The organism is Pseudoalteromonas sp. Z9A5 (genome assembly GCF_011378875.1).
Lineage (GTDB): Bacteria > Pseudomonadota > Gammaproteobacteria > Enterobacterales > Alteromonadaceae > Pseudoalteromonas.
In genome coordinates this window covers 1-25,187 of the sequence record NZ_WTLC01000051.1, presented here as the reverse complement: position 1 = coordinate 25,187, position 25,187 = coordinate 1, and the positions used below count along the sequence as shown (strand labels likewise).

Sequence of the window (25,187 nt, the reverse complement as noted above, 5' to 3'; positions counted from 1 at the left end):
TCTACCGAGCAGTATTAAATACTAGACGTCGAGGCAAGCTCACTGACTTCGATGTGATAAATGATAGCTAATCATTTATCAATGAGAGATACAAGGCGTAGAGCTTGCTCACGCGAAAAGCGCCGCTTTTAATAATTACGAGCTTTGCTCGTCACGCCAGCAAGCTGGGCGTCTACAAGTAAATTTAACCACAGCGTTAAATTTTACCGATAGGCGTAGGGCTTGCTCACGCGAAAAGCGCCGTTTTTAGTAATTACGAGCTTTACTCGTCACGCCAGCAAGCTGTGCGTCTACAAGTAAATTTAACCACAGCGTCAAACTTTACCGGTATGCGTAGAGCTTGCTCACGCGAAAAGCGCCGCTTTTAATATTTATAACTAATAGCTATTCATTGGTCTGTCTAAAGCGCAGCACTCGATTTGCTTAAAAGCATCTATCCTTCTTGGCGTACTATATTTTCAAGGGCACGAATATTAGTAATTAAATCTTGGCGCTGCGGATTTGCTTGTAGTGCTTTTTTTAGGTGCTTAAGTGCATCAGGGTAGTCTTTAGAATCAATTGCTACTTGTGATAATCCAAGCCATGCAGATAACTGATAATCAGGTAATGCTTGTGCACGTACGTACATTAGTTTGGCTTGGGTAAGCTGGTTTTTATTACGATAAATACTTGCAAGGCTAAGTAGGGCATCGCCTAAATTTGGATTGATTTTAAGAGCACTATTTAAACTTTTTATTGCTCCATTTGTATTGCCTTGCTGTATTGCTAACTGTGCGTTGTAAACCGAAAACTGTGCTTGCTCATCACGTGGTAACTGTTTAGTGAACCGTTTAGCGCTGTGTATAAGCTCTTTAGCTAATCCCCATTGCTGCTGCGATACAAGCCATCCTAGTGTTTGCATTGTGGTGTTAATTACTGCTGTTTGTTGTTTTTTACCTGCATGTTTTAAGCCTTGTTTTAATAAAGTAACGGCACGCTCACTGCTACCTTGGCTTAAGTGTAATTGTGCAGCAAGAAGCTGATTGCTCGTATCTTTAGGGTTAAGTTTAAGTGCGACTTCAATTGCCGCAAGTGCATTTTTATTTTGTTCTAGTTGCAATGCAATTTGTGCACGTTGCAACCAAAGTTCTGCGTTATCAGGGTTTTTGTTAAGTAACTCTTTTAATAATGCATTAGCTTGATTTAAATCACCTGATTCAATTAAAGCAAATAATAGCCCTTGCTGATATTGACTTGTTTCTGGCGCTAGCATAAGCGCTTGGCGATAGGCTGCTACAGCGCTCCAAGGTTGATTATGTTGCACATGAATATAAGCAAGCTGTGCATAGCTTTGTGCATCAGCCTGACCCAACTCAATAGTGCGAACCAGGTGCGTTTGCGCTTTATTGTAGTTTGCTTGTTGCATGTACAAAAGGCTTAAGCCTTGGTGCGCTTGTATTAAACTTGGTGATGCTTTTAAACATGCTAAATAAGCGGCTTCGGCTTTATCAAAATCTTTTATTGAAAGCAAAACTTGTGCGCGCAATAAGTTTAAAGCGGTGCTGTCTTGATTCATATCGCGATTTTTAAATAGTGCAGCAACTTCACTGTAATTACCGGCTTGTAATAGAGGTTGTACTTGGCGGGCAAAACCGCGCTCGGTTGGCTCAATAAGTACTTCAGTTGGACCTAATAACTTATTATTTATTGCCAGTTGCCATGTAGGATCGCTAGGCGATAAAGTTACTTTTAGTGGCGCACTAACAGCGGTTGCATGCACGCTACTTACACCTAATAAAGGCAATGAGCACATTAAAGAAGTAATAAATGCGCGAGTTAATGGTTTTAGCGTTTTAATTGCGTTCATATTTTTCATTTTAATAGGGCTTAAGGTTTAAATTCAATTGGCCAAATAAAGCGAGCGCGTACAGTCTCACCTTCTTTTTTAGGTGCACTAAAGCGGCTTTGTTTAATAATTTTGTCGATTGCGGGTTTTAGTTCTGGGTATGGGTTTTGCACTACCTCAATTAAACTTACCTTACCGCTTTCATCTATAAACACGTCGAGCTTTACAGTGAATACATCAATACCTTGACGGGTTAAACTCTTTGGTAAAATCGCTTTTACTGGCGTAAGTAAAGTAGGTAAACCATCAAGCTGATTTAAGCTAAATGCATCCCAATTTACACTTATTGATTGCAGTTGTGGTGTATTTACTTTAATGCTTGGCGTATCGGGTTTTACAACATTTAAATTACTATTAATTTTAACCTTAACAGCCTGAATAGAAGCACCAGCGCCTTGTACAGTTAAGCTTTGCATCGGCTCGTTTGCTTGCTGTTGTTGTATTGAGGGCGGAGGTGGAGGTGGTAATGCAACCATTGCTACCTCGCGCACAATTACTTTGTCTTGCACCACGTGCTCAGCTAGTTGCCCAAGCCATAGTAATAACAATGCCGCTGTAAGTACGAGTAAACTTAAACCAAAGGCAAATAATGGATGGCGAATATTACGTTTTTTTTGAACCAGGTTAATAGCGTGCATATTATTGTTTGGTCGCTAAATTAACTTGCGCTGCACCGGCAAGCTTTGCTTCGTCAATTACTTGAACTAATAACTCAGTAGGAACTGATTTGTCAGCTTGAATAACCACGGGGCGTTGCTGCTGTTTTAGCATTTGTTCTACGCTGCTGCGCACACCAGCAACACCAATTTGGCTGCCATCAAAAAAGACTTGTTGGGAGTCGGTAATTGCTAAAAATATAACTTGCTGCTCAAGACGACTTGCCGATACTGCTTGAGGTTTATCTACTTCAACGCCACTTTCGCGTACAAATACGGTGGTAACAATAAAAAATATTAGCAAAATAAATACGACGTCCAACAAAGGCGACATATCAATATGCTGCCCTGACTCTTGCTCTAACCGATGTTTTAAACGTGATTGCATAACGGTTATCCTAACTGCTTACTTGGTATATTTTGTTGTGTGTGTAATTTAGGGCTACGTTTCAAATAGCCTAAGTACGCTTGCATTAGCCATGCGGGAATAGCGCAAACAAGCCCAAGTTGCGTTGTAAGCAATGCATCGCCAATAGCTTCACTCATTAACTCGTTGTGCCCCAGTGCCATTACTTTAAATGTATCGAGCAAACCCACAATAGTACCGAGTAATCCAAGCAGCGGCAGGGCGGCAGTTAAAATAGAGCTAACTTCTTGCCAATAACCTGCGCGCTGTGCTTTGTAGTGTTTTAAATGTAATAAGTCTTGAAAAATCAGCTGATACACAAACAAAGCAAGTAAAATAATAAACCAACAAATAGGGTTACCAATAATTTGATCAAACATTATTTATCTCCTTTTTCTAACTGACTTAGTTGCAGAGCAAAGCCTTCTAGCTGGCTGTAATAAGCTTTCGCTTTACGTGATAGTAGGGCATTTAACACAAGTGCCGGTATAGCAACTACTAAACCAAGTTCGGTAGTTATTAGTGCTTGTGCAATACCACCCGATACAACTTCGGGATCGCCCGATCCGAACAAGGTCATCATTTTAAATGTTTCGATCATGCCGCTGACAGTACCTAATAGACCTAATAAAGGTGCCACTGCAGCTGTTACTGCAATTGCGCCAATAAAGTTATCAAGCTTGTGTTTATCGTGAATTAATTGATTAAACAATTGATCGTCTCGTACTTGACCTTTTTCGCTTTGCAGCGTTAGGTTAAATAGCTGTTTTTGCATACCTGTAAATTCGTTTGTACTTTCGCCTTTAAAAAATTGTTGTAATTGCATTTGCGAATGCATTTTAATTTTACTTAAACGCAGTAATTGTGCGGCTTTTAACAGTGCAATGGTTAATGCAAAACAGGCAAATAGAATAATAGGAATAGCCCATAAACCACCTTTTTCTAAATGCTCTAGCGGACTTTCTTGTTGGGCTTGGCTGGTTACTAAGTGCGTTAAACTAGGGTCGAAAGTAAGTAATGTAGACCCCACACCATTTTGTTTTAAGGTGTTATCAAGTGGGTTGTCGTTACTTGTTGATTGCACTAACGCTACTTTTAATGCATTAGATTCATCATCTAAATTTAATAGACCTGCAAGTTTAGGTGTTTGCGTGCTAAACCAAGCTACAGGACCGACTTGCAAGGTGCTTGCTTGGCTTAATTCACCATTACTAAGCACAACAGGCTGCTTTTTAAAGTGTGGGTAAAGCGCCTGTTCTTGGTTGCTAATGAGTGATACTACTTGGTTTAATAGTTCATTTTGATTATTAGTAACGTGCTCGCTTTTGCTATTTTGGCGGACAAAACGATTTAATAAATTAAGTTGGTATTGCTGTTGTTGCTGCCATGTATCTAGACGTGTTTGCAGCTGCTCTAAACTTAAAGTGTCTTCATCAGCAAGGCGGCGATTTACCGCAGCCTCTTCACGTAATTTACTAAGTGATTGCTGTTTATTAAATATTTTTTTACCTAGTAAGGCTTGCTCTTTAGCAATACTGTTTTGCGTGTTACTTAGCGTGCGCTGCGCTGTTTTAATATCACTTAAAATACTTTTTTTAGCGTCATCACTGTTTGCTGCAAAAGAAATGTGTGCGCTGAATAATAAAACTAACATGCTAAACGTTTTAAATGTGTGGGCAAAAGTCATTACTTAACCCCTTTTTGCGTATTGTTTGCATAACTTAAAATAGGCAGTGTTACCCAATCAGCAGCGCGCTTTTTTTGTTGTACGGCTATTCCTAACGCAACTTGCTCAGCGTTAATACTTGGGTCGAACTCCCATTGCCAACCTAAATCGCTTGGAAAGCCAATACCCACATAGCTCAAGTCTTCACTTACAAACCATGCTTGCGCTGCACCAAGGTAGAGCTGCTTAACCCATACTTCTTGTCCGTCTGGGTGCTTAATTGCCATTTCGTGGATGGAAATACGTTGTTGAAAATCACGTAGTAATTCCAGCATTTTAAGTGCAGTTTGTAGCTTATCGGTAGTATTTAACTGTGAGTTAGTTAAGTCACCTGCATTTTTCCAGCTGGTTAATAGCGGTGGAGGTAGCTGTACTTGTAATGAAAGTAACTGCTGGGAAATACGTGCGAGTTGATCGTTTAATTGTTGCTGATCATTTTCTAATTCAGCTTGCTTAGTGACAAGTTGCTCGCGTTTTTGGGTCAATTCGCTGGTATTCTTTTGCCTGCGTTGGTTAAGCTGACTAAGTTGCTGCTGCTCGGCATCTAAAAGCGTTAAGGTTTGTTCCATACTACTTTTTTGATCAAGCCAGTGTGTATTTAATTCACTGTTTTGATTTTCTATTTGCAGCCATTTATTGACGAGTTGTTCTAATTCGCTAACCGTATCGGCCTTTACTGCCATGGCGCTACAAAGTGCGATAACCACACTTATTGGTTTAATTAAGCTTCGCATTACTTAACAACAATCCTGAAAGTTACTACAAGCAATTACCGGGGCGTAATTACTGTTAATTTTTAAGTACGTATACAATATATGAATTCACATAACAACACAACTGATAACAATTATCGTTTACATTGCGTTATTGTGGTGGTAGGATTCTGCCGAAATTAAATATGTACCTTCAATTAACAATAGTTAAGTGCTTAACAAAACCTCGGAGTAACCATGAGTAAGCCATCGAATAAAGGAAATGCCTACATAAAGCCAATTGCAGCGGTTGTTACAGCGACTCTTTCAACTTGGGCAAGTGCACAAGATGTTCAAGAACTATCGGTAACAAAAGCGCAAACTAAGGCTGAGTCTAGTTATGTTGTGGAAGAATCAACATCGCATAAATATACTCAACCGCTATTAGATACTGCTAAAACAGTCACTGTAATTAACCAAGCGGTAATGAAAGACCGAAACGTAGATAGCTTGCAAGATGCACTACGTAATGTGTCAGGTATTTCTTTAGCTGCAGGCGAAGGTGGTGCTCCAACAGGTGATAGCATGTCTATCCGTGGTTTTAGTGCAACCAATGATATTTTTGTTGATGGTATTCGTGATATCGCAGGTTACACGCGCGATATTTATAACATTGAAGCGGTTGAAGTAGCTAAAGGTCCTGGCTCTGCTGTATCTGGTCGTGGTGCTACAGGTGGTAGTGTTAACCTAGAAACTAAAAAAGCAACATTAGGTGAATTTAACGATGTTTCACTGCGTTTAGGAACTGAAAATGATTACCGTGGTCGCTTTGATACCAATATTGAAGTAAACGAAACGAGTGCGTTACGTATAAATTTACTTGCCGATAAAGGCGATGTTGCTGGTCGTGATTATGTTGAGAACGAAACCAATGCTATTGCAGTTGCGTTTGCAACGGGGCTTGGCACTGATAGTCGCTTTGATATAAATTTTGAATATCAACGCCAAGATAATCTACCTGATTACGGCATTCCTTGGGTTTACAGCGATACGCCTGTAGCTGAACTTGCAGATAGCGCGCGTTCGCCTTCTCCTGTCGATTTTGATAACTTTTACGGTAATATTTACCGTGATTACGAAGATATTGAAGCTTATTCAACAACTGCACGTTATGAATATGATTTTTCAAAAAATACTATGGTTCGTGCTCAAGCGCGAGTGGGAAGTGTTAAGCGTGAGTCTGTAACAACTGCACCGCGTTATTTTTCGGTGACAACTGATACCGATATAACATTTGCTGATGAAAAAACACGTAATACAAATAACTCGCTTGTTGCATTCCAGCTCGATTTAATTGGTAATTACCAGTTTGCTGGTTTTACTCATGATGTAGTGGTAGGTGTTGAACTTGCTAATGAAACATTTACCCGTTACAACTTTGTTGCAACTACACCAGACAATTTAATTGAAGACGGAATACGTAACGATTTATACAACCCAGATGCAACAATTGCATTTACAGGTGTATATGGTCGTGATGGTACAAGCATAGAAGCAAAAGCTAAAAACCAAGCTATTTATGCATTCGATACTATAACGCTTAATAAGCAATGGGAAGTAACGGGCGGAGTTCGTTTTGATAGCTTCACTACTGATTATCATAATGATTACGATGATCCAAGTGCATTAATTACAACAAGCGATGACTTATTTAGTTGGAATGCAGCTGTTGTGTATAAACCAGTAGAAAATGGCAGTATTTATTTAGGCGCGGGTAACTCATTTAACCCATCTGCTGAAAGTCTTACGGTTTCTACTCGCAGTAATGCAGCCGATTTAGATGCCGAAGAAAGCCGCAGTTATGAGTTAGGAACTAAGTGGAGTTTAGTTGACGGTCGCTTACAAGCAAATGCAGCCTTATTCAGTACAGAAAAAACGAATGCCCGTACTGACAGCCCTTTTGCTGATGATACTTCAGATGAATTACTTGGTGGTGAGCAAAGAGTGAGAGGCTTAGAGCTTTCTGCTACTGGCCTAATTACTAAAGATTGGACTGTTATTGCATCATACACTTATCAAGATAGTGAAGTGACTAAAGCACTTGGTGATGACATATCTCAAATTGGTAACGAACTTGCTCGTACACCTAAAAATAGTGCAAGTGTGTGGACTACCTATGATGTGTCTGAGCTGTTATCGTTTGGTGTAGGCGCGCAATATGTAGATGAGCGTTACAATGGCACAACTTCAACACGCTCTCGTGCGCCAGGCTACACTATTTTTGACTTTATGGTTGCTTATGACGTATCAAAAGATTTGAGCTTACAACTTAACGGTGAAAACCTTGGCGACAAAGATTACGTTGACCAACTTGGCGGTGGTCACTTTGTACCAGGTAGTGGGCGTAAGTTTAGCTTAACTGCAAGCTACTCTTTTTAAATTTTAGTTAAAGAGTGCATAATAACTAAGGGCAGATATTTCTGCCCTTAGTTATTTATAATACCAACCTAATTGAGTTTGAAATTTATTTAATTCACTAATCTATTCAAATGCTTATTTAGATTATATTGTTATGTGAGAGGGCGCACATGTTAGTTAAAATACCGCAGTTATTAACTAAAGAAGAAGTTACTTATTGCCATGAGGTTTTACTCAAAGCGCAGTGGGCTGATGGCAGTATTACCGCAGGGCATCAATCAACCAAAGCAAAAAACAACTTACAACTTCCTGAAAACAGCCCTGAATGCCGAGAACTTGGCGACATTGTTATGGCCGCACTTGCACGTAACGATTTGTTTATGTCGGCTGCACTTCCCGCAAAGATTTTTCCTCCGCTCTTTAATTGCTATCAAGGCGGGCAATCATTTGGTGTGCATGTTGATAATGCGATTAGACAAGTGCCAGGCACGCCAGTAAAAGTGCGTACCGATATATCAATGACCTTATTTATTAATGAACCAGAGGATTACGAGGGCGGCGAACTTGTAATTGAAGATACCTATGGCTCGCACAGTGTAAAGCTGCCAGCAGGAAGCATGGTGTTGTATCCATCAACCAGTTTACATCGTGTAATGCCAGTAACAAGCGGACGTAGATTAGCCTCGTTTTTTTGGTTACAGAGTATGGTTAATAGCGACGAAAAACGCGGTTTACTGTTTGATTTAGATACGTCTATTCAAGGCTTACGTGAAAAAGTACAAGATAGCCCTGAGATTATTAGATTAACAGGTGTATATCACAACCTATTAAGACAATGGGCGCAGACATAATAAAGGTGCCCATCATTATGTATAAGTAATTAAAAGCTGCGCTTTTCGCGTGAGCAAGCTCTATACCTACAGCCAAAACTTGACGCTGTGGTTAAATTTATTTGTAGGCGCGCAGCTTGCTGGCGTGACGAGCAAAGCTCGTAATTTTTATTCTTTGGTGTCTTCTCGTTTACCCCTCCTTCACTTCTCTTTGTGCAATCATATTTTAAGTGATTTATTCACAAAGAGGTTAATAGGGCGCTTCACTTTAGAGAAACCAATAAGTAAGTAAGCTATTCATTATAAATATTAAAAGCGGCGCTTTTCGCGCGAGCAAGCTCTACGCCTACAGCCAAAACTTAACGCTGTGGTTAAATTTACTTGTAGACGCGCAGCTTGCTGGCGTAACGAGCAAAGCTCGTAATTTCTATGTTTTATGTTTTTTTACTTATCCTTTATAACCGTTGGGATTGTTTGATTGCCAGCGCCATGTGTCTTGCATCATCGCGTCTATACCGCGCACGGCTTTCCAGCCAAGTTCGTTAAGTGCTTTTTCTGGTGCGGCATAACACGCTGCAATATCACCAGGGCGACGAGGGGAAACCTGATAAGGCACAGCTTGATCGCTAGCTTTAATAAATGCGTTAACCATTTGTAGTACAGAATATCCGTTACCAGTACCTAGGTTATAAACTAACGCACCCGTGTTAGTCGCTATTTTATCGAGCGCTTTTAAATGACCAATTGCTAAATCTACTACGTGTATGTAATCGCGCACGCCAGTGCCATCAACGGTATCGTAGTCATCGCCAAAAACAGCAAGTTGTTTTAATTTACCTACCGCAACTTGCGCTATAAATGGTAAAAGGTTGTTTGGAATACCATTAGGATCTTCACCAATTAAGCCCGACTCGTGCGCGCCAACAGGATTAAAGTAACGCAAAATAGCAAACGCAAAGCGCTCGTCTGATTTAACAATGTCTTGCAGCATCATCTCAACCATAAGTTTAGATGTGCCGTACGGATTTGTAGTACCGCCTACAGGAAAGTCTTCTTTAATAGGTAAGCTAGCAGGGTCGCCGTATACAGTCGCAGATGAGCTAAATACTAACTTAAATACACCAGCGTCACGCATAGCATCAACAAGCGTTAAAGTACCTTGTACGTTGTTTTGGTAGTATTCAACCGGTTTAGCAACCGATTCTCCCACTGACTTTAAGCCCGCAAAATGTATAACACTATCAACAGTGTGCTTAGCAAATACAGAATCTAAAAAAGATTTATCGAGAATGTCGCCTTGGTAAAAAGTAACGTCTTTGCCTGTGATTTTTTTTACACGTGTGAGTGATTCTTGTGATGAGTTACTTAAATTATCAATAACAACAACATCTTTGCCTTGCTGTAGAAGTTCTAAAACGGTATGTGAGCCAATATAGCCTGCGCCGCCGGTTACTAAAATAGTCATAAAAGCTCCATGGGTAACATTTTCAGTTGTATTAATTTCAACATACATTACGATTATTTACATGCTTTATCTGTAATTTTTATTGTTTAAATTAGGTCTTTCTTTAATAAGGCAGTTAACTTATTTTTCTCTATATTTTTATGTACTTTAGACGCTACTTAGGTTCGTGATTAAGTTATAGTTAATAAATAGCTGCTAATATAAATGTAGTACTGAGTATTGGTATATTAATAGTAGAGTACTAAATATTTTAATATTGATACAGTGCTTACCCTAACTACACTATTGTAGTTAGACCCCCTTTTGTGGAGAAAGATATGAATTCAGTTAAAAAAATAGCAATGGCAATGTGTATAGCATTACCTGCATTTGCTCATGCAGGCGAGTCAATTGTTAAATGGCATGACTTTAATGATTATCGCGATGTACGCCCATCAAACCAAGCTAAAGGTTCGTATCATAAAAATATTGCCGCTAGTTTTGAAAAGCATATGGCTAAATTAGCAGAGCAGTTGCCAACAGATTATAAATTAAATGTAGAATTTATCGATTTAGATTTAGCGGGTGACGTGCGTTACGGCGGTATGGATGAAATTCGCGTAGTAAAACCAATCTACTTCCCACGCATCAAAATAGACTATTCCTTAACCGACAAAGACGGTACCGTACTTAGTAAAGATAGTGACGTAGAGCTTAAAGATATGGGCTTTATGAATAAGATTAAAATGGGTAGAGATGAGTCGTTTTATTACGAAAAACGTTTACTGACAGAGTGGTTTGGTGAGCAAATATTACCGAGTTTAGATTAGGAAGTGTTGACCTTTGAGGATTGAAACTTGTTCAACCTCGAAAAATAAACAGCCCTAACATAAAAATGCCGCTAAATAGCGGCATTTTTATTTTTAAGCTGATTGGTATTACTTAAAAGTAGCTAGCAGCGTTAGGATTTGCTGTAACTTAATAACGGTTGTTTTAAGCTTTTCTTCACTAAAACCATCGGTAGATAAGCTTTCGACATCGGCTGCCACATCAAGTACATACGGTTTAAAACGTTTAGCTTCAAAGTTAAAGCCTGAATCGGCAGTAAATAAGGCTTTAAACTTACCGAGACCTTGCTGTTGAAGCTCGTCGAGTTTTTTGTCAGCATCAAGTGCCTGACGGTAAACAATTTTTAAGTTGGCATTGAGTTGTTCAATAATAGAATCCATGGTTTTCCTAAAGCTTTGCACTGCATTGCCGACATAATACTTGGATTACATTTAAAAGTCAGGTTTGTTATATGAATATATCAGGCACAAGTTTACCCGCTGTTTCTGGCTCAGGCCAAGGCAGTGAGCTTTACAGCGCTGCTTTATCTAAAAAGCAGCAATTAGCAGATGGCGCGGCGGCTCTTGCACTTATTGAAGGTGCTGCACAATCGTCAAGTGCGCAAACACCGGCTAAATCGGTAACTGCATCATTGGGTAATAACGTAAATATATACGTTTAAATGCTAGCTTAAATTAGCTTAAGATCGATAGGTGTTTTGCTTTTTTGACCACCTATTTCTCTTACTAATTTAGGCACTAAAAATCCAGGCAGAGCTTTTAATAGCTCTGCCATTATTTCAATTGCTTGTGCTTCGTTAATATCAAAGTGGCTCGCCCCTTCAACTTTATCAAGTAAATATAAATAATATGGCAATACGTCTGCATCAAATAATGCTTCGCTTAGGTTTATTTGCGCATCAACGGTGTCGTTTATATCTTTTAAAATAACAGCCTGGTTTAAAAGCGTAACGCCTGCAACTTTAAGTTTTTGCATTGCGGCTTTAAAGTCAGCGTCTATTTCGTTGGCGTGGTTTATGTGATTAATAAAAATAATTTTTAATGGCGATTTTGCTAATCGCTCACATAACTCATCGGTAACTCGCGCAGGAATAACCACTGGCAAACGGCTATGAATTCGCATTCGTTTAATTTGTGGTAATTGCTCAAGCTCATCTAAAAACCAGCTTATTGCATCATCTTTTGCCATAAGTGGATCGCCACCACTTAAAATTACTTCGTTAATATCAGCATCTGATTTTATATAGCTCAGTGTTTCAAGCAGACTTTTTTTATTGAGCTGATTTTCTTGATACGGAAAATGCCTTCTAAAACAGTAACGACAATTTACAGCACAGCCGGTTTTAAACATGACCAAAACACGTGATTTATACTTATGTAAAAGGCCAGGTTGGTCGTTATCTTGCTCAAGTAGGGGATCTTTATTAAAACCCGATTTAGTTAAAAACTCTTGATGACGTGGCATTACTTGCAGCAAAAGGGGATCGTTTGGATCGCCTTTGCGTATTTTTTTTATAAAAGGGATAGGCACGCGTACCGGAAATAAACTACGGGCTTTTAGGTCGTTTTCATGGACTTGGCTCGATAAACCGACCATTTCAAGCAAGGTTTTTGGGCAGGTAACTACATTTGCTAATTCTTTTTGCCAGTTTTTATGCAAATTTGCTTCATTTCTTTGTATCATTGGCACGTAGATTACTCGAAAAAATATAAATAGAGGAAACGATGGCGAATTATAGCACCAACGAGTTCAAGGGCGGCCTAAAAATTATGATGGACGGCGAGCCTTGCAGTATCTTAGAAAATGAAATGGTAAAACCTGGTAAAGGTCAGGCGTTTAACCGTGTTCGTATCCGTAAACTTATCTCTGGTAAGGTGCTTGAAAAAACCTTTAAATCGGGTGAATCAGTTGAAGGTGCTGATGTAATGGATACAGATTTAGCGTATCTATACACAGACGGCGAATTTTGGCATTTCATGAACAACGAAACATTTGAGCAAATTGCCGCTGACGAAAAAGCACTAGGCGATGCAGTTAAATGGTTAGTTGAAAATGACCTATGCACAATTACATTATGGAATGGCAGCCCTATTGCGGTTACTCCACCTAACTTTGTTGAGCTTGAGATCACTGAAACAGATCCTGGTCTTAAAGGTGATACAGCGGGCACTGGCGGTAAACCAGCAACGCTTAGTACTGGTGCTGTAGTACGAGTTCCATTATTCGTACAAATTGGCGAAGTAATTAAAGTAGACACTCGTAACGGTGAATACGTAAGTCGTGTTAAGTAACACTTAACTCAGCTTAATAAATCCCAGCTTACGCTGGGATTTTTTTTGGAGAAAATATGTCAGCAGATCTTTGGGCGCCTAGCGCAAGTATTGAAACACTAAAGCAACGTGCAGCAATATTACGTCGCATTCGTGAGTTTTTTTATGCGCGTGATGTTTTAGAAGTAGAAACGCCAAGTTTGAGTGGTGCGAGTGTAACCGACGTGCACTTAGCCAGTTTTAATACCACATTTGTAGGTCCAGGGCATGCTGATGGACTTTCATTGTTTTTACAAACATCTCCAGAGTTTGCTATGAAACGCTTGTTAGCGGCAGGCTCAGGCGCTATTTTTCAGCTTTGTAAAGCATTTAGAAACGAAGAAGCGGGAAGTCATCACAATCCTGAATTTACAATGCTTGAATGGTATCGCCCAGGCTTTGATGAATTTGCTTTAATGGATGAAATGGATGAACTAATGCAGCTCGTTTTAGGTGTAGAGCCGGCAACAAGGCTTACTTATCAGCAAGCGTTTGAACAAGCATTAGGGCTCGATCCGTTAACAGCAAACATAGAGCAATTAAAGCAACTTGCCTGTGAGCAAGGATTTGCTGATATAGCCAAAAACGAAACGCATAAAGACACTTTGCTGCAATTATTGTTTTGTATGAAGGTAGAGCCAACGATAGGGCAAGAAAAACCGTGTTTTGTTTATCATTTTCCAGCTTCTCAAGCGGCACTTGCACAAATTTGTGAACACGATGCACGCGTAGCAGGACGCTTTGAGCTTTATTATAAAAATATGGAATTAGCGAATGGTTTTAACGAACTCACTAATGCCAGCGAGCAAGCTAAACGGTTTAATGACGATAACGAATATCGTGCTAATAACGGTTTAAAGCAAGTGCCAATGGATACGCGTTTAATTAAAGCGCTAGAGCATGGATTACCGCAATGCGCAGGTGTTGCTTTGGGGATTGATAGGCTTGTAATGCTAGCAACCAATAAACAAAAAATTAAAGACGTGATTGCGTTTGACGTGCAAAGAGCATAATGCTTGGCCTGTAGGCGCAGGTAGCAAACTTGTAGGTGCGAATTTACTTCGCGCTCGTGTAACTTGGCTTCAATATTTTAAAAAGCAGAAAGTGAGGTATAAAACCTCACCTACAATAAAGATTAAACCCAACAACATACGCCAAGCCTGTAGGTGCGAATTTATTTTGCGCTCGTGTAACTTAGCTTTAATATTTTAAAAAGTAAAAAGCGAGGTATAAAACCTCACCTACAATAAAAATGTAGACCTGAACCGTAGGTGCGAATTTATTTCGCGCTCATGTAACTTGGCTTTAATATTTTAAAGAGCAAAAAGCGAGGTATAAAACCTCACCTACAATAAAGATTAAACCCAACAGCATACGCCAAACCTGTAGGTGCGAATTTACTTCGCGCTCGTGTAATTTGGCTTTAATATTTTAAAAAGCAGAAAGCGAGGTATAAAACCTCACCTACAATAAACAACAAACCCAAAACCTGTAGGTGCGAATTTACTTCGCGCTCGTGTAACTTGGCTTTAATATTTTAAAAAGTAAAAAGCGAGTTATAAAACCTAACCTACAAACAAAAAACACCGCGTTTAAATTAAACGCGGTGTTTTTTATTGCATGCTGAAAGCTTTCATTTGAAAGCCAACTGCTGTGTTTACAGATTAAGCGTAAACGTGACACCTGCTACGCGAGGTTCACCTAGTTGTGTGTATGTATGCGTTGCGTAACCATCTTGTGGGTCATTACCAAATTCAAAACCACGGGTAGGTACTGTTTCGTCAAACACGTTACGAGCCCATGCACGTACTGCCCACATATCAGCTTCGTAGCCAAAGCTTAAATTAACTAAGTTGCTGTTTGGTGCTTGTGAGTTGTGGCTATCAGAGAAGTAGTAATCATCTTTACCTTCAACACCAATCATACCGTAAAGCTCACTTGTAAAGTTATAGCGAGCAGTAAAAGCATATTGATATTTAGGCGATTGTGCTTGTTCGCGACCATCTTGATTTAAGCCAGACTGCGTTACAAAATCATCTATTTCAGTGTTTAAGTAACCAGCACTACCCGTTAAAAATAGATTATCAGTTAGTTGGTAACTACCTTCAATTTCAAGTCCGTAGTTACTGCCAGAGCTTGCGTTATCAACATAACCTGTAAATTGCTGACCTTCTACTTGCCATGCTTTTAGCTGTATGTCGTCGCGATGCATGTAAAATGCAGCTAAGCGAAGCGTAAATTTGTCATCAAGTGATGAGCCTTTAACACCAAATTCACCACTCCATAAATACTCAGGATCAAAACTAGTATGTTGTTGGAAAAAGTCAGCGCTTAGGTTCAAGCCTTCATCTTTAGCTTTCGCTAGTGCTTCTGAGTTAATACCGCCGGCCTTGTAGCCACGGGTTATGCTGGTGTAGATCATGGTACGATCAATTACTTGATATTCTAGAGCAATTTTACCGCCAACCATTACATCGTCAGTATCTTCTATAAAGCCGTTACTATCGGTGTAGTCACCTTGGTATTGCTCAACACGTAAACCAGTAATTAATGTCGTTTTAGGACCAATTGGTGTTGCTACTTGACCATATACAGCAATATTGCTGGTTTCGTATGTTGATGTAAATGGGCTTGCTAGCCACGTGTATTGGCGTTCTAAATCTACATCACGGCTTTGGTAATAAATACCGGCAACCCAATTACCCGTTTTAGAATTAAATTGTAGGTCGACTGATTGATCATCGCGATCGCGGCTGTAAAGATCTGTTGAGCTGTATCCATCAGGATGTAAACCAGCAGCACATAACTGTGGCTCACTTACATCATTACATACCCAGTCTTCATCAAAGCTATAAAGTAACTCGGTATCAATGGCTGATAAATTTAGATTTACATCGAATGCATCAAAACCGGTGTAGGTATTAGCGAGACCAATTGCGTAGCTTTCTTGATTATCTTGACCAGGCTCATCGGCAACACTGTTGCGACTGTTATCGAGAGTGAACGCATCGTAGCCGTTATTAATATCGATGTAGTGAAGGTTTAATTCGGTATGTAAATCAGCTGTGAGTTGGCTGTTTAATTTGAAACGCGCTACTTGTTCGTCTTGCTGTTGAGTTTCGTCGTCTAAATATAGGTTATCTACATAACCATCTGACTTTCTTCTAAAGTAGCTAACGCGAGCGCTTGTATCGTCGGTTAAGCCTGTGCTTGCTGCAAGACCTGCTTCTCGGCTGTTATAAGTGCCTGCGCCTACCTGTAATTTTAAGCTAGGATCGTTTGTTGCCTCAGCTGACTGCATTTGGATCATACCTGCCATGCCGTCTGCGCCAAAGCGTGTACCTTGCGGCCCGCGATAAATTTCTACTTGGTCAATATCAAATAATAACGAGCTGCCACCAAGACCTGAATAGTTAATACCATCAATAACTAAACCCACTGATGGGTTGATCGGATCTACAAATTGTGAACGAAGTCCCACGCCACGAATTTGAATATAACGACCACGCGATGCCCCCGATGCAAAATTAACATTGGCAGCACTGCCTAAAATTTCATCTAAGTAACTTGCACCACGTTGATTAATTTCGTCTTCACTGAATAAGCTTGCACTAGCGCTTAAAGTTTGAATGCTTTCTCGTTGGAAATCGCCGGTAACAACAATTTTTTCTAGGTCGCTATCATCAGCGTGAGCTACAAGTGGTGCACCGAACAGCGGCAATATTGCTGCGGTAATTAAAGACAAACGTAAGTTCATTGGGTTACTTAACTCCATTTTAGGGACTCGTATGGTAGCAATTATTTCAACACATATGCTATAAACGCGGCAATTATACGTTAAATAATCAGGATTACTAATATGACCTTTAAAGTAGACTTTAAAGTACGTGATTACGAATGTGACTTACAAGGTATTGTAAACAACAGTGTATATTTTAATTATTTAGAACACGCCCGCCATGAGTTTTTATACGCACATGGAGTTGATTTTGCTCAACTTACAAAAGATAAAATTCACCTTGTTGTTATGCGCAGTGAAATGGATTATAAACACTCACTATTACCGAGTGATGAATTTTATGTTGTTGTAGAGCCTTTGCGTATTAGCCGTTTAAAGTTTGGTTTTAAGCAAACGATAGTTCGTAAGCACGATGAAAAAGTAATGCTTAATGCATTAGTAATAGGAACTGCAGTTAATGAAAAAGGACGACCTTTTTTACCGGAGCAAATAAATAACGTGTTCAAAACTACAACTTAATGATTAAAAGAACAACTTTTAAACTATCATAGAACAAAATTTACATTTAAAACATGCATTATTAACGGATAAATCGCATAAATATTGTTATTATTAAAGTAATTATACAATGAGTTAGCAATAGTATGAAATTAGCAGCAATACCGATGCTTGTAATCGGTTTGTGTGTTGGTTGCGCATCGACAGGGACGGTTACTAGTGAGCAGCTTAAATACACGCAATGGCAATTATCACGTGTAGATGGTTTAGCAATTCCGCCTTCTTTTAATGCCTCAATGAGTTTTATTGAAGCGTTACAAGTAAATGGTTTTGCTGGGTGTAATAAGTTTTTTGGTGAAGGTGAGCTTGAAGAGAGTAGCCTAACTGTAAACAAAATTGGTATGACTAGAAAGTCGTGCGGCGAAGAACTTGATGAGTTTGAGCAACAGTTGTTAAAAGCGCTTAAACAAGGTGCAGAGCTTAAAATGCAAGACCAGCAATTAGTCATGCAAGGCGAGCAAACGTTTGTGTTTATTCCTAAATAATTTTGAATTTTTGAAAAACAGCCCCTTGCGGGCAATTTTTAACTGACGTACACTCAGCGCAGATTTGATGGATAGTACTTTCAAATCAACGAACAGAATTTATATATCAATACTTGTCGGAGTGCCAAAGCTAAGTAATTAGTTTGTGGCTGAGATCGCGAAAGCGGGATCCGTGAACCTGATCAGGTTAATACCTGCGTAGGGAACAAGCTGCCTAAAATGGGACGCTTGTGCGTCTTTTTTTATGCGCACAATAAAGTGATTTTAATTATTTTAGGCTGCAAAGTAGCATAAACGCTACTTTACGATCTTTCTCTATTCCTCGGAATATCTGGCAAGACAATCCTTAAGCAATGAGGTAAGTCATGTCAAATACTACAAATAAAGCGTCGCGCCGAGAAACTCGTGCTGCCGCGTCTGAATATATTTATAACTTAACGGGTCAACCGTTCCCAAACTCTCATAAAGTATACGTTGAAGGTGCTCAACCTGGCGTGCGCGTTGGTATGCGTGAAATTACATTAAGTGATACGTTTATTGGCGGTACAGATGAAAACCCTGTTTATGAGTCAAACGATCCGCTACGTGTTTACGATACGTCGGGTCCGTATACCGATCCTAATTTTGAACTAGACGTACGCAAAGGCTTACCAAAATTCCGTGAACAATGGATTGAAAGCCGTGGTGACACAGAAGTTTTAGAGTCAGTTACGTCGCAGTTTTCGCAGCAACGTATGGCAGATGAAGGGCTGGATCATATTCGGTTTGATCACCTTCCAAAAATTCGCCGTGGTAAAACAGGCAAAAACGTAACGCAAATGCATTACGCACGCCAAGGGATTATTACTCCTGAAATGGAATATGTAGCTGTTCGCGAAAATATGGGGCGTGCAGAAATTCGTAAAGAATTACTTGCGGCGCAGCATAAAGGCGAGTCGTTTGGCGCGAGTATTCCTGAATTTATCACTCCAGAATTTGTACGCGACGAAATAGCCCGTGGTCGCGCTATTTTACCAAACAATATTAATCACCCAGAAACAGAGCCTATGATTGTAGGTCGTAACTTTTTAGTAAAAGTTAACGCCAATATTGGTAATTCATCGGTCAGCTCATCTATTGAAGAAGAAGTAGAAAAAATGGTGTGGTCTACCCGCTGGGGCGCAGACACCGTAATGGACTTATCGACTGGGCGTTACATTCACGAAACCCGCGAATGGGTTGTACGTAACTCGCCTGTACCTATTGGCACAGTACCTATTTACCAGGCACTTGAAAAAGTAAACGGTGTGGCTGAAGATTTAACGTGGGAAATTTTTCGCGATACGCTTATTGAGCAAGCCGAGCAGGGTGTTGATTACTTTACTATTCATGCCGGTGTATTACTTCGTTATGTACCAATGACCGCTAAACGTGTAACCGGTATTGTGTCGCGCGGTGGCTCAATTATGGCTAAATGGTGTTTAGCGCATCATAAAGAAAACTTTTTATACACGCACTTTGAAGATATTTGCGAAATTTTAAAACAATACGATGTGTGTTTTTCATTAGGTGATGGGCTTCGTCCTGGTTCGATTGCTGATGCCAACGATGAAGCGCAGTTTAGTGAGCTACGTACATTAGGTGAACTGACTAAAATTGCGTGGAAGCACGACGTGCAGGTATTTATTGAAGGTCCTGGACATGTGCCAATGCACATGATTAAAGCCAATATGGATGAGCAATTAAAACATTGCGACGAAGCGCCATTTTATACTTTAGGCCCGTTAACGACCGATATTGCACCAGGGTATGACCATATTACTTCTGGTATTGGTGCTGCTCAAATAGCATGGTACGGCTGTGCAATGCTTTGCTATGTAACACCTAAAGAGCATTTAGGTCTGCCAAATAAAGAAGATGTTAAAGAAGGCTTAATTACTTACAAAATAGCTGCACATGCCGCCGATTTAGCAAAAGGGCACCCAGGCGCGCAAGAGCGTGACAACGCCTTATCAAAAGCGCGCTTTGAGTTTAGATGGTACGACCAATTTAATATTGGTTTAGATCCAGACCGAGCTCGCGAGTATCACGACGAAACCCTTCCGCAAGAATCAGGTAAAGTTGCTCACTTTTGTTCTATGTGTGGCCCTAAATTTTGTTCGATGAAAATTAGCCAAGAAGTACGCGATTACGCTAAAGATCTCGAATCACGAGGTATTGATCCAAACAACGCTGGCGACGCTATTGAAATAAAAATGATTGATGTAGAAGCCGAAATGAAAGCTAAGTCAGCTGAGTTTAAGCAAACAGGCTCAGAGATTTACCACAAAGCGGTATAAAGTAATTATCGGCTAGGAGTTAGATATAAATGATAGATGAGATTTTATGCCTCGCTTTTTAATTAATTTTAGAGGCGCGAAGTAAATTCTCATCTACTTGTATTACTAATAATTGCTTTTGGAGGTTTTTATGTTTTATAACATTGCGGTGGTTGGGTTTGGTTTAGCGGGCAGGTTGGCAGCGCTTGGGCTAAGTAAACAGCACCAAGTAACTGTTTTTGAAGCGGACGACGAGCATACAAAAAATAGTGCGGGCAAAGTAGCTGCGGCAATGCTCGCCCCGCTTGCTGAGTCGGTGTTATGCGAGGCTGATTTAGCTTTAATGGGTCTTGATTCAATGAAGCGCTGGCCCGGCATTATTGCTGAGCTTGAAAGTGACGTTTTTTTTCAGCAGCAAGGCACTTTGGTAATTGCGCATCAGCAAGATAAAGGCGATTTACAAAGCTTTGCACAACGTATAAAACCGTTAGCTGGTTATACTGCTGAGCATGTGAATACCCAACAAATTACAATGCTTGAACCTGAACTTGCAGGGCGTTTTAATCAAGGTCTATTTTTACCCTGCGAGGGACAAATAGATAACCAAGCATTTTATAAAGCCAGTTTTACACAGCTCAATAAATGCAAAGTAAAATTTGTATTTAATCAGCGCGTAACCATTAGCGACAACAAAATAAACAATCGACCATTCGATTACATTATAGATTGTCGTGGGCTTGGTGCTAAAAATACTCAAGGTGATAAACCGCTTAGAGGCGTGCGTGGCGAAGTAGCAAGGTTATACGCACCAGAGGTAAGTTTAACGCGACCAGTGCGTTTAATGCACCCGCGTTATCCAATTTATATAGCGCCTAAACCTAACAGTGAATATGTAATTGGTGCGACTGAAATAGAGTCACAAGACAATGGCGCTGCAACAGTGCGCTCAACTCTTGAGTTACTTTCAGCGGCTTATACCGTGCATAGTGGATTTGCCGAAGCACGACTACTTAATATTCAAACTGGATTACGCCCCGCATTTAGCGATAACCGCCCAGAAGTATCACAAGTTGGCAATGTAATTAGCATTAATGGATTGTATCGCCATGGTTATATGTTGGCGCCGGCATTAGTGGCGCAAGCAATTTCACGAATAGAGTGAGAATAAAATGAACATTACAATTAATGGCAATGTGCTCACAATAAAAAGTAATAAGTTAATTAGCTGTTTGCAGGATTTTGGTGCCACACCACCTTATGCGGTTGCCATTAATGGCGAATTTATTCCACAAAGTCAGCACGGTAACTATGTACTTAATAAAGGCGACAATATTGAGCTATTGTCGCCTATTCAAGGCGGATAAGGCTTATGCAAACTAAAGACTGTTTAACTATTTATGGAGAGAAAATAAAGAGTCGCTTATTAATAGGCTCTGCGCTTTACCCATCGCCCGACATTATGACCCAATCGATAGTCGCCTCTGGGGCTGAAATTGTAACCGTGTCGCTTAGGCGCCAGCAAAGTGCAGCAGCCGGTGATGACTTTTGGCAGTTAATAAAAAATACAGGTTTAAAAATACTCCCTAATACCGCAGGGTGTCACAGTGTTAAAGAAGCTATAACGCTTGCAAAAATGTGCCGAGAGGTATTTGCCACCGATTGGATAAAGCTAGAGCTGATTGGCGATGATTACAATTTACAACCAGATCCTTTTGCATTGCTTGAAGCGACAAAAATATTGATTGATGATGGCTTTAAAGTATTGCCTTATTGCACCGATGACTTAGTACTTTGCCAGCGTTTAAATGAGCTAGGTTGTGAGGTGCTTATGCCATGGGGAGCACCAATAGGCACCGGTAAGGGATTGTTAAATAGCTATAATTTAAAAACTATTCGAGAACGCCTACCTGATACCACATTAATAGTAGATGCTGGTTTAGGTTTGCCATCACATGCCTGCCAAGCACTCGAAATGGGGTATGATGCGGTATTATTAAATTCAGCCATTGCAGGTGCTGGCTGCCCAATCACTATGAGCCGCGCATTTAAAGCCGCAGTTGAAGCAGGGCGCTTTGCATACAAAGCAAAAGCGATGCCTGAAAAAGACGTTGCAGCTCCATCAACCCCAACAATGGGCATGCCATTTTGGCATCAAGAAAAATAGCAGTTTTATTAAAAATATGAGCATTTTATCTAATTAAATAGCTAATTAAATAGCTCGTTAGTTCAATGTAATCGCTGTGAGGAGACAAATATGAATAACGTAGTATGGACAATTGCCGGCTCTGATTCTGGCGGCGGTGCAGGCATTCAAGCAGACATAAAAGCAATGCAAAGTTTTGGTGTACATGGGTGCACTGCTATTACAGCATTGACTGCGCAAAATAGTCTAGGCGTAGAGGCTATTAATGCAGTGTCTACCGATATTATTGAATCGCAGTTACTTGCACTCGAAAAAGACATGAAAGCCAAAGTGATAAAAATTGGCATGTTAGCCAACGTGCAGCAAATTCAGTTAATCAGCGAGCATATAAGTCATTATAAAGCTAAATGGCCTGTGCCTCCCGTTATTGTATATGACCCTGTCGCTATTGCCTCAAGCGGTGACTTACTAACAGAAGAAGACACGGTAAGCGCAATAAAAGAATGTTTACTGCCGCTGGTGGATGTAATAACTCCAAACACACACGAAACACAGTTATTAACCGGTGTGTATTTAATTGGTCCGGCTGCAATAAAAGAAGCGGCTAATAAGTTATTAAGCTGGGGCGCTAAAGCCGTTGTTATTAAAGGCGGACATTGGGATTACCCAAGTGGCTACTGCATTGATTATTGTATTGATAGTAATACGCAAAGTGGTGAAGAATATTGGTTAGGCAATCAAAAAATACAAACACCGCATAACCACGGCACCGGGTGTAGCATGGCTTCGGTCATTGCTGCGTGTTTAGCTAAAGACTATCCATTAAAAGATGCCTTTATTTTAGCTAAAGCATATATAAACCAAGGATTAAAACAGTCTGTTCGATACGGCGAGGGGATTGGACCGGTTGCTCAGACCTCGTTTCCCACTAATTTAGCTGACTACCCACAAGTAATTGAGCCAGGTAGCTGGCTGGGCGATGAACTAGATTTTGATGTGCCGCTTGATTTTAATATGGCTGCTGATTTTTCACCTTGTGAAAGTAAATCGCTTGGTTTATATGCGGTTGTAGATAGTACCGATTGGCTAGAAAAATGCTTACAACAAGGCATTAAAACAGCGCAGTTACGCGTTAAAAATAAAACGCAAGACGAGCTTGATGAGCTCATTAAGCAAGCTGTTGAGCTGGGCAAGCAATACAACGCACAGGTATTTATAAACGACTACTGGCAGTTAGCTATTAAGCATGGTGCGTATGGTGTGCATTTAGGGCAAGAGGATTTAGACATTGCTAATTTAGCGGCAATTAAAGACGCTGGGTTAAGGCTTGGGCTTTCTACCCATGGCTTTTATGAAATGCTGCGTGCGCATAATTATCGCCCTAGTTACATGGCATTTGGTGCTATTTACCCAACCACCACAAAAGACATGACAGGCCAAATACAAGGTCTTGAAAAGCTGATTAAATTTGTACCGCTTATGCAAAGCTATCCAACAGTGGCAATAGGCGGTATTGATTTAAGCCGTGCTAAGCAGGTAGCGAAAACTGGCGTGGGAAGTGTTGCCGTAGTGCGTGCGATTACCGAGGCTGATAATTACGTAGAGGCTATAAGCGCTCTGCAAGTAGCCATAAGTACTGCAGATTAATACTAACAAGGTCAGTAAAAGTGAATGAGCTAAGCGATAAAGAAACCCTGCGTTACAGTCGCCATTTATTGCTTGAAGAAGTTGGGCTTGAAGGGCAGTTAGCACTTAAATCCTCAACGGTTGCAGTAGTGGGGGCTGGCGGGTTAGGTAGCCCAGCACTTTTATATTTAGCCGCTGCGGGTGTTGGAACGCTTATTTTAATTGATGATGACGAAGTTGAGCTTTCAAACTTACAGCGCCAAGTGCTTTATAAAATAAATCACTTAGGGCAAAACAAAGTCGCTGCAGCGGGTAAAGTATTAGCGAGTCTTAATAATCAAATAGAAATAGTAACGCATTGCCAAAAGTTAGATAAGAGTAATGCAGCTAACATGCTAAAAGGTGCTGACATCGTACTTGATTGCTCTGATAACTTTAGCACTCGCTATTGCGTTAATCGTTATTGTATTAGCAACAAAATACCGTTAATTTCGGGTGCTGCATTGGCAACTAAAGGGCAGTTAATGGGCTTTGATTTTAGGCAAAGTGATAGCCCGTGCTATGGCTGTGTTTTTCCACAAAGTGAAGCTACACCAATTATAAATTGCAGTAACGCAGGAGTAATTAGCCCGCTACTTGGTGTAATAGGCTCTATGCAGGCGCAACTTACGCTTAACTTATTGCTGGGGCATGCAGAGGGGGGCGTGTTTATAACCTTTGATGCGCTCACTTTAAAACAACAGCACTTTAAAGTGATTAAAGATTTAGAGTGTAAAGAGTGTGGAAAATAGGTTTTTGAGAGGCTTGTGCCTGTTATTATATGCGGCGTTAAAAAACTAAAAGCTGACGCTTTTAACGTGAGCAAGCTCTACGTCTACAACACAGCGCGTTTCACGTCAAATTCGATATAACAAACGCCGTAGACGCACAGCTTGCTGGCGTGATGGAGGGAGCCTATAAAAATATAAATGGTGTAACCTTCAAGTAGGTATAAGCTAAAAGCTGACGCTTTTAACGTGAGCAAGCTCTACGTCTTGTATCTCTCATTGATAAATGATTAGCTATCATTTATCACATCGAAGTCAGTGAGCTTGCCTCGACGTCTAGTATTTAATACTGCTCGG

The 25,187-nt window shown here is 40.2% G+C and carries 24 protein-coding genes and 1 riboswitch; of the genes, 14 read left to right on the top strand and 10 right to left on the bottom strand.

The window, feature by feature from the left end:
• Positions 1–433 precede the first annotated feature (433 nt).
• The 6 genes from GQR56_RS19125 to GQR56_RS19100 are packed head-to-tail and all read right to left on the bottom strand — an operon-like array spanning position 434 to position 5,407.
• Positions 434–1,846: a tetratricopeptide repeat protein gene (locus tag GQR56_RS19125; RefSeq protein ID WP_166114476.1), complete on the bottom strand. Its 1,413-nt coding sequence runs from the start codon at positions 1,844–1,846 to the stop codon at positions 434–436.
• A 20-nt stretch (positions 1,847–1,866) separates the two neighbouring features.
• Entirely contained in the window at positions 1,867–2,523 is a 657-nt protein-coding gene (locus GQR56_RS19120; protein ID WP_166114473.1) for an energy transducer TonB, read from the bottom strand.
• Between the two features lies 1 nt (position 2,524).
• A complete protein-coding gene (locus GQR56_RS19115; RefSeq protein ID WP_024609733.1) occupies positions 2,525–2,929 on the bottom strand; it encodes a biopolymer transporter ExbD in 405 nt (134 codons plus the stop codon).
• A gap of 5 nt (positions 2,930–2,934) precedes the next feature.
• Positions 2,935–3,327, bottom strand: coding sequence for a MotA/TolQ/ExbB proton channel family protein (locus GQR56_RS19110; RefSeq protein WP_166114470.1), 393 nt, complete (start codon positions 3,325–3,327; stop codon positions 2,935–2,937).
• A complete protein-coding gene (locus GQR56_RS19105) occupies positions 3,327–4,634 on the bottom strand; it encodes a MotA/TolQ/ExbB proton channel family protein (RefSeq protein WP_166114467.1) in 1,308 nt (435 codons plus the stop codon). The genes GQR56_RS19110 and GQR56_RS19105 overlap by 1 nt, the downstream gene beginning before the upstream one ends.
• Positions 4,634–5,407, bottom strand: coding sequence for a DUF3450 family protein (locus GQR56_RS19100; protein ID WP_024609730.1), 774 nt, complete (start codon positions 5,405–5,407; stop codon positions 4,634–4,636). Before GQR56_RS19100 ends, GQR56_RS19105 begins: the two co-directional genes overlap by 1 nt.
• 216 nt (positions 5,408–5,623) lie before the next feature.
• Between GQR56_RS19100 and GQR56_RS19095 the strand changes: the two genes are divergently transcribed.
• Positions 5,624–7,804: a TonB-dependent siderophore receptor gene (locus GQR56_RS19095; RefSeq protein WP_166114464.1), complete on the top strand. Its 2,181-nt coding sequence runs from the start codon at positions 5,624–5,626 to the stop codon at positions 7,802–7,804.
• 149 nt (positions 7,805–7,953) lie between these two features.
• Positions 7,954–8,634, top strand: coding sequence for a Fe2+-dependent dioxygenase (locus tag GQR56_RS19090; protein ID WP_166114461.1), 681 nt, complete (start codon positions 7,954–7,956; stop codon positions 8,632–8,634).
• Between the two features lie 427 nt (positions 8,635–9,061).
• On the opposite strand, the gene galE is transcribed toward GQR56_RS19090, so the two are convergent.
• Complete coding sequence (gene galE / locus GQR56_RS19085; protein WP_166114458.1) at positions 9,062–10,078, bottom strand: UDP-glucose 4-epimerase GalE; 1,017 nt, start codon at positions 10,076–10,078, stop codon at positions 9,062–9,064.
• Positions 10,079–10,395: 317 nt separating this feature from the next.
• Here galE and GQR56_RS19080 point away from each other — a divergent pair, with 317 nt between their 5' ends.
• Positions 10,396–10,887 carry a DUF3016 domain-containing protein gene (locus GQR56_RS19080; protein ID WP_166114455.1) on the top strand — a complete coding sequence of 164 codons (492 nt, stop codon included), beginning with the start codon at positions 10,396–10,398 and terminating at the stop codon, positions 10,885–10,887.
• A gap of 108 nt (positions 10,888–10,995) precedes the next feature.
• Here GQR56_RS19080 and GQR56_RS19075 read toward each other — a convergent pair whose 3' ends face one another.
• On the bottom strand, positions 10,996–11,286 hold the full coding sequence (locus GQR56_RS19075) for a prephenate dehydrogenase (RefSeq protein WP_166114452.1): 291 nt from the start codon (positions 11,284–11,286) through the stop codon (positions 10,996–10,998).
• A 71-nt stretch (positions 11,287–11,357) separates the two neighbouring features.
• Between GQR56_RS19075 and GQR56_RS19070 the strand changes: the two genes are divergently transcribed.
• Positions 11,358–11,567: a hypothetical protein gene (locus GQR56_RS19070; RefSeq protein ID WP_002960797.1), complete on the top strand. Its 210-nt coding sequence runs from the start codon at positions 11,358–11,360 to the stop codon at positions 11,565–11,567.
• Positions 11,568–11,575: 8 nt separating this feature from the next.
• Here GQR56_RS19070 and epmB read toward each other — a convergent pair whose 3' ends face one another.
• The gene (gene epmB, locus GQR56_RS19065; RefSeq protein ID WP_029880356.1) at positions 11,576–12,589 is read right to left on the bottom strand and encodes an EF-P beta-lysylation protein EpmB; all 1,014 of its coding nucleotides are present in this window, start codon (positions 12,587–12,589) and stop codon (positions 11,576–11,578) included.
• A gap of 41 nt (positions 12,590–12,630) precedes the next feature.
• Here epmB and efp point away from each other — a divergent pair, with 41 nt between their 5' ends.
• Complete coding sequence (efp, locus tag GQR56_RS19060; protein ID WP_024596699.1) at positions 12,631–13,197, top strand: elongation factor P; 567 nt, start codon at positions 12,631–12,633, stop codon at positions 13,195–13,197.
• Positions 13,198–13,253: 56 nt separating this feature from the next.
• Positions 13,254–14,228 (top strand): elongation factor P--(R)-beta-lysine ligase, encoded by a 975-nt coding sequence (gene epmA, locus GQR56_RS19055; RefSeq protein ID WP_166114449.1) that lies wholly within the window; start codon positions 13,254–13,256, stop codon positions 14,226–14,228.
• 644 nt (positions 14,229–14,872) lie between these two features.
• On the opposite strand, the gene GQR56_RS19050 is transcribed toward epmA, so the two are convergent.
• Positions 14,873–16,990, bottom strand: coding sequence for a TonB-dependent receptor (locus tag GQR56_RS19050; protein ID WP_206018218.1), 2,118 nt, complete (start codon positions 16,988–16,990; stop codon positions 14,873–14,875).
• 84 nt (positions 16,991–17,074) lie between these two features.
• Here GQR56_RS19050 and GQR56_RS19045 point away from each other — a divergent pair, with 84 nt between their 5' ends.
• The 8 genes from GQR56_RS19045 (at position 17,075) to GQR56_RS19010 (ending at position 24,854) form a co-directional block, all read left to right on the top strand.
• Positions 17,075–17,473, top strand: a complete 399-nt coding sequence (locus tag GQR56_RS19045) for an acyl-CoA thioesterase (RefSeq protein WP_024613059.1) — start codon at positions 17,075–17,077, stop codon at positions 17,471–17,473.
• A gap of 125 nt (positions 17,474–17,598) precedes the next feature.
• Positions 17,599–17,997 carry an META domain-containing protein gene (locus tag GQR56_RS19040; RefSeq protein WP_331461421.1) on the top strand — a complete coding sequence of 133 codons (399 nt, stop codon included), beginning with the start codon at positions 17,599–17,601 and terminating at the stop codon, positions 17,995–17,997.
• A gap of 107 nt (positions 17,998–18,104) precedes the next feature.
• Positions 18,105–18,219: riboswitch (TPP riboswitch) on the top strand.
• Positions 18,220–18,362: 143 nt separating this feature from the next.
• Positions 18,363–20,315 (top strand): phosphomethylpyrimidine synthase ThiC, encoded by a 1,953-nt coding sequence (gene thiC, locus GQR56_RS19035; RefSeq protein WP_166114447.1) that lies wholly within the window; start codon positions 18,363–18,365, stop codon positions 20,313–20,315.
• Between the two features lie 130 nt (positions 20,316–20,445).
• The gene (locus GQR56_RS19030; protein WP_166114444.1) at positions 20,446–21,456 is read left to right on the top strand and encodes an FAD-dependent oxidoreductase; all 1,011 of its coding nucleotides are present in this window, start codon (positions 20,446–20,448) and stop codon (positions 21,454–21,456) included.
• Between the two features lie 7 nt (positions 21,457–21,463).
• Entirely contained in the window at positions 21,464–21,658 is a 195-nt protein-coding gene (gene thiS, locus GQR56_RS19025; protein WP_166114441.1) for a sulfur carrier protein ThiS, read from the top strand.
• Positions 21,659–21,663: 5 nt separating this feature from the next.
• Positions 21,664–22,458 (top strand): thiazole synthase, encoded by a 795-nt coding sequence (locus GQR56_RS19020; protein WP_166114438.1) that lies wholly within the window; start codon positions 21,664–21,666, stop codon positions 22,456–22,458.
• A gap of 90 nt (positions 22,459–22,548) precedes the next feature.
• Positions 22,549–24,084, top strand: a complete 1,536-nt coding sequence (thiE, locus tag GQR56_RS19015; RefSeq protein WP_166114435.1) for a thiamine phosphate synthase — start codon at positions 22,549–22,551, stop codon at positions 24,082–24,084.
• 20 nt (positions 24,085–24,104) lie between these two features.
• Complete coding sequence (locus tag GQR56_RS19010) at positions 24,105–24,854, top strand: HesA/MoeB/ThiF family protein (protein ID WP_166114432.1); 750 nt, start codon at positions 24,105–24,107, stop codon at positions 24,852–24,854.
• The last annotated feature ends 333 nt before the right edge of the window (positions 24,855–25,187 follow it).

Bases quoted from the DNA above. Each gene is read 5' to 3' on its own strand.
- GQR56_RS19125 (WP_166114476.1), bottom strand. From the start codon at position 1,846: ATGAACGCAATTAAAACGCTAAAACCATTAACTCGCGCATTTATTACT.
- GQR56_RS19120 (WP_166114473.1), bottom strand. From the start codon at position 2,523: ATGCACGCTATTAACCTGGTTCAAAAAAAACGTAATATTCGCCATCCA.
- GQR56_RS19105 (WP_166114467.1), bottom strand. From the start codon at position 4,634: ATGACTTTTGCCCACACATTTAAAACGTTTAGCATGTTAGTTTTATTA.
- GQR56_RS19090 (WP_166114461.1), top strand. From the start codon at position 7,954: ATGTTAGTTAAAATACCGCAGTTATTAACTAAAGAAGAAGTTACTTAT.
- GQR56_RS19040 (WP_331461421.1), top strand. From the start codon at position 17,599: ATGAAATTAGCAGCAATACCGATGCTTGTAATCGGTTTGTGTGTTGGT.
- efp (WP_024596699.1), top strand. From the start codon at position 12,631: ATGGCGAATTATAGCACCAACGAGTTCAAGGGCGGCCTAAAAATTATG.
- epmA (WP_166114449.1), top strand. From the start codon at position 13,254: ATGTCAGCAGATCTTTGGGCGCCTAGCGCAAGTATTGAAACACTAAAG.
- GQR56_RS19075 (WP_166114452.1), bottom strand. From the start codon at position 11,286: ATGGATTCTATTATTGAACAACTCAATGCCAACTTAAAAATTGTTTAC.
- galE (WP_166114458.1), bottom strand. From the start codon at position 10,078: ATGACTATTTTAGTAACCGGCGGCGCAGGCTATATTGGCTCACATACC.
- GQR56_RS19100 (WP_024609730.1), bottom strand. From the start codon at position 5,407: ATGCGAAGCTTAATTAAACCAATAAGTGTGGTTATCGCACTTTGTAGC.
- GQR56_RS19050 (WP_206018218.1), bottom strand. From the start codon at position 16,990: ATGGAGTTAAGTAACCCAATGAACTTACGTTTGTCTTTAATTACCGCA.
- GQR56_RS19080 (WP_166114455.1), top strand. From the start codon at position 10,396: ATGAATTCAGTTAAAAAAATAGCAATGGCAATGTGTATAGCATTACCT.
- thiS (WP_166114441.1), top strand. From the start codon at position 21,464: ATGAACATTACAATTAATGGCAATGTGCTCACAATAAAAAGTAATAAG.
- GQR56_RS19095 (WP_166114464.1), top strand. From the start codon at position 5,624: ATGAGTAAGCCATCGAATAAAGGAAATGCCTACATAAAGCCAATTGCA.
- thiE (WP_166114435.1), top strand. From the start codon at position 22,549: ATGAATAACGTAGTATGGACAATTGCCGGCTCTGATTCTGGCGGCGGT.
- GQR56_RS19020 (WP_166114438.1), top strand. From the start codon at position 21,664: ATGCAAACTAAAGACTGTTTAACTATTTATGGAGAGAAAATAAAGAGT.
- GQR56_RS19030 (WP_166114444.1), top strand. From the start codon at position 20,446: ATGTTTTATAACATTGCGGTGGTTGGGTTTGGTTTAGCGGGCAGGTTG.
- thiC (WP_166114447.1), top strand. From the start codon at position 18,363: ATGTCAAATACTACAAATAAAGCGTCGCGCCGAGAAACTCGTGCTGCC.
- epmB (WP_029880356.1), bottom strand. From the start codon at position 12,589: ATGATACAAAGAAATGAAGCAAATTTGCATAAAAACTGGCAAAAAGAA.
- GQR56_RS19115 (WP_024609733.1), bottom strand. From the start codon at position 2,929: ATGCAATCACGTTTAAAACATCGGTTAGAGCAAGAGTCAGGGCAGCAT.
- GQR56_RS19110 (WP_166114470.1), bottom strand. From the start codon at position 3,327: ATGTTTGATCAAATTATTGGTAACCCTATTTGTTGGTTTATTATTTTA.
- GQR56_RS19045 (WP_024613059.1), top strand. From the start codon at position 17,075: ATGACCTTTAAAGTAGACTTTAAAGTACGTGATTACGAATGTGACTTA.
- GQR56_RS19070 (WP_002960797.1), top strand. From the start codon at position 11,358: ATGAATATATCAGGCACAAGTTTACCCGCTGTTTCTGGCTCAGGCCAA.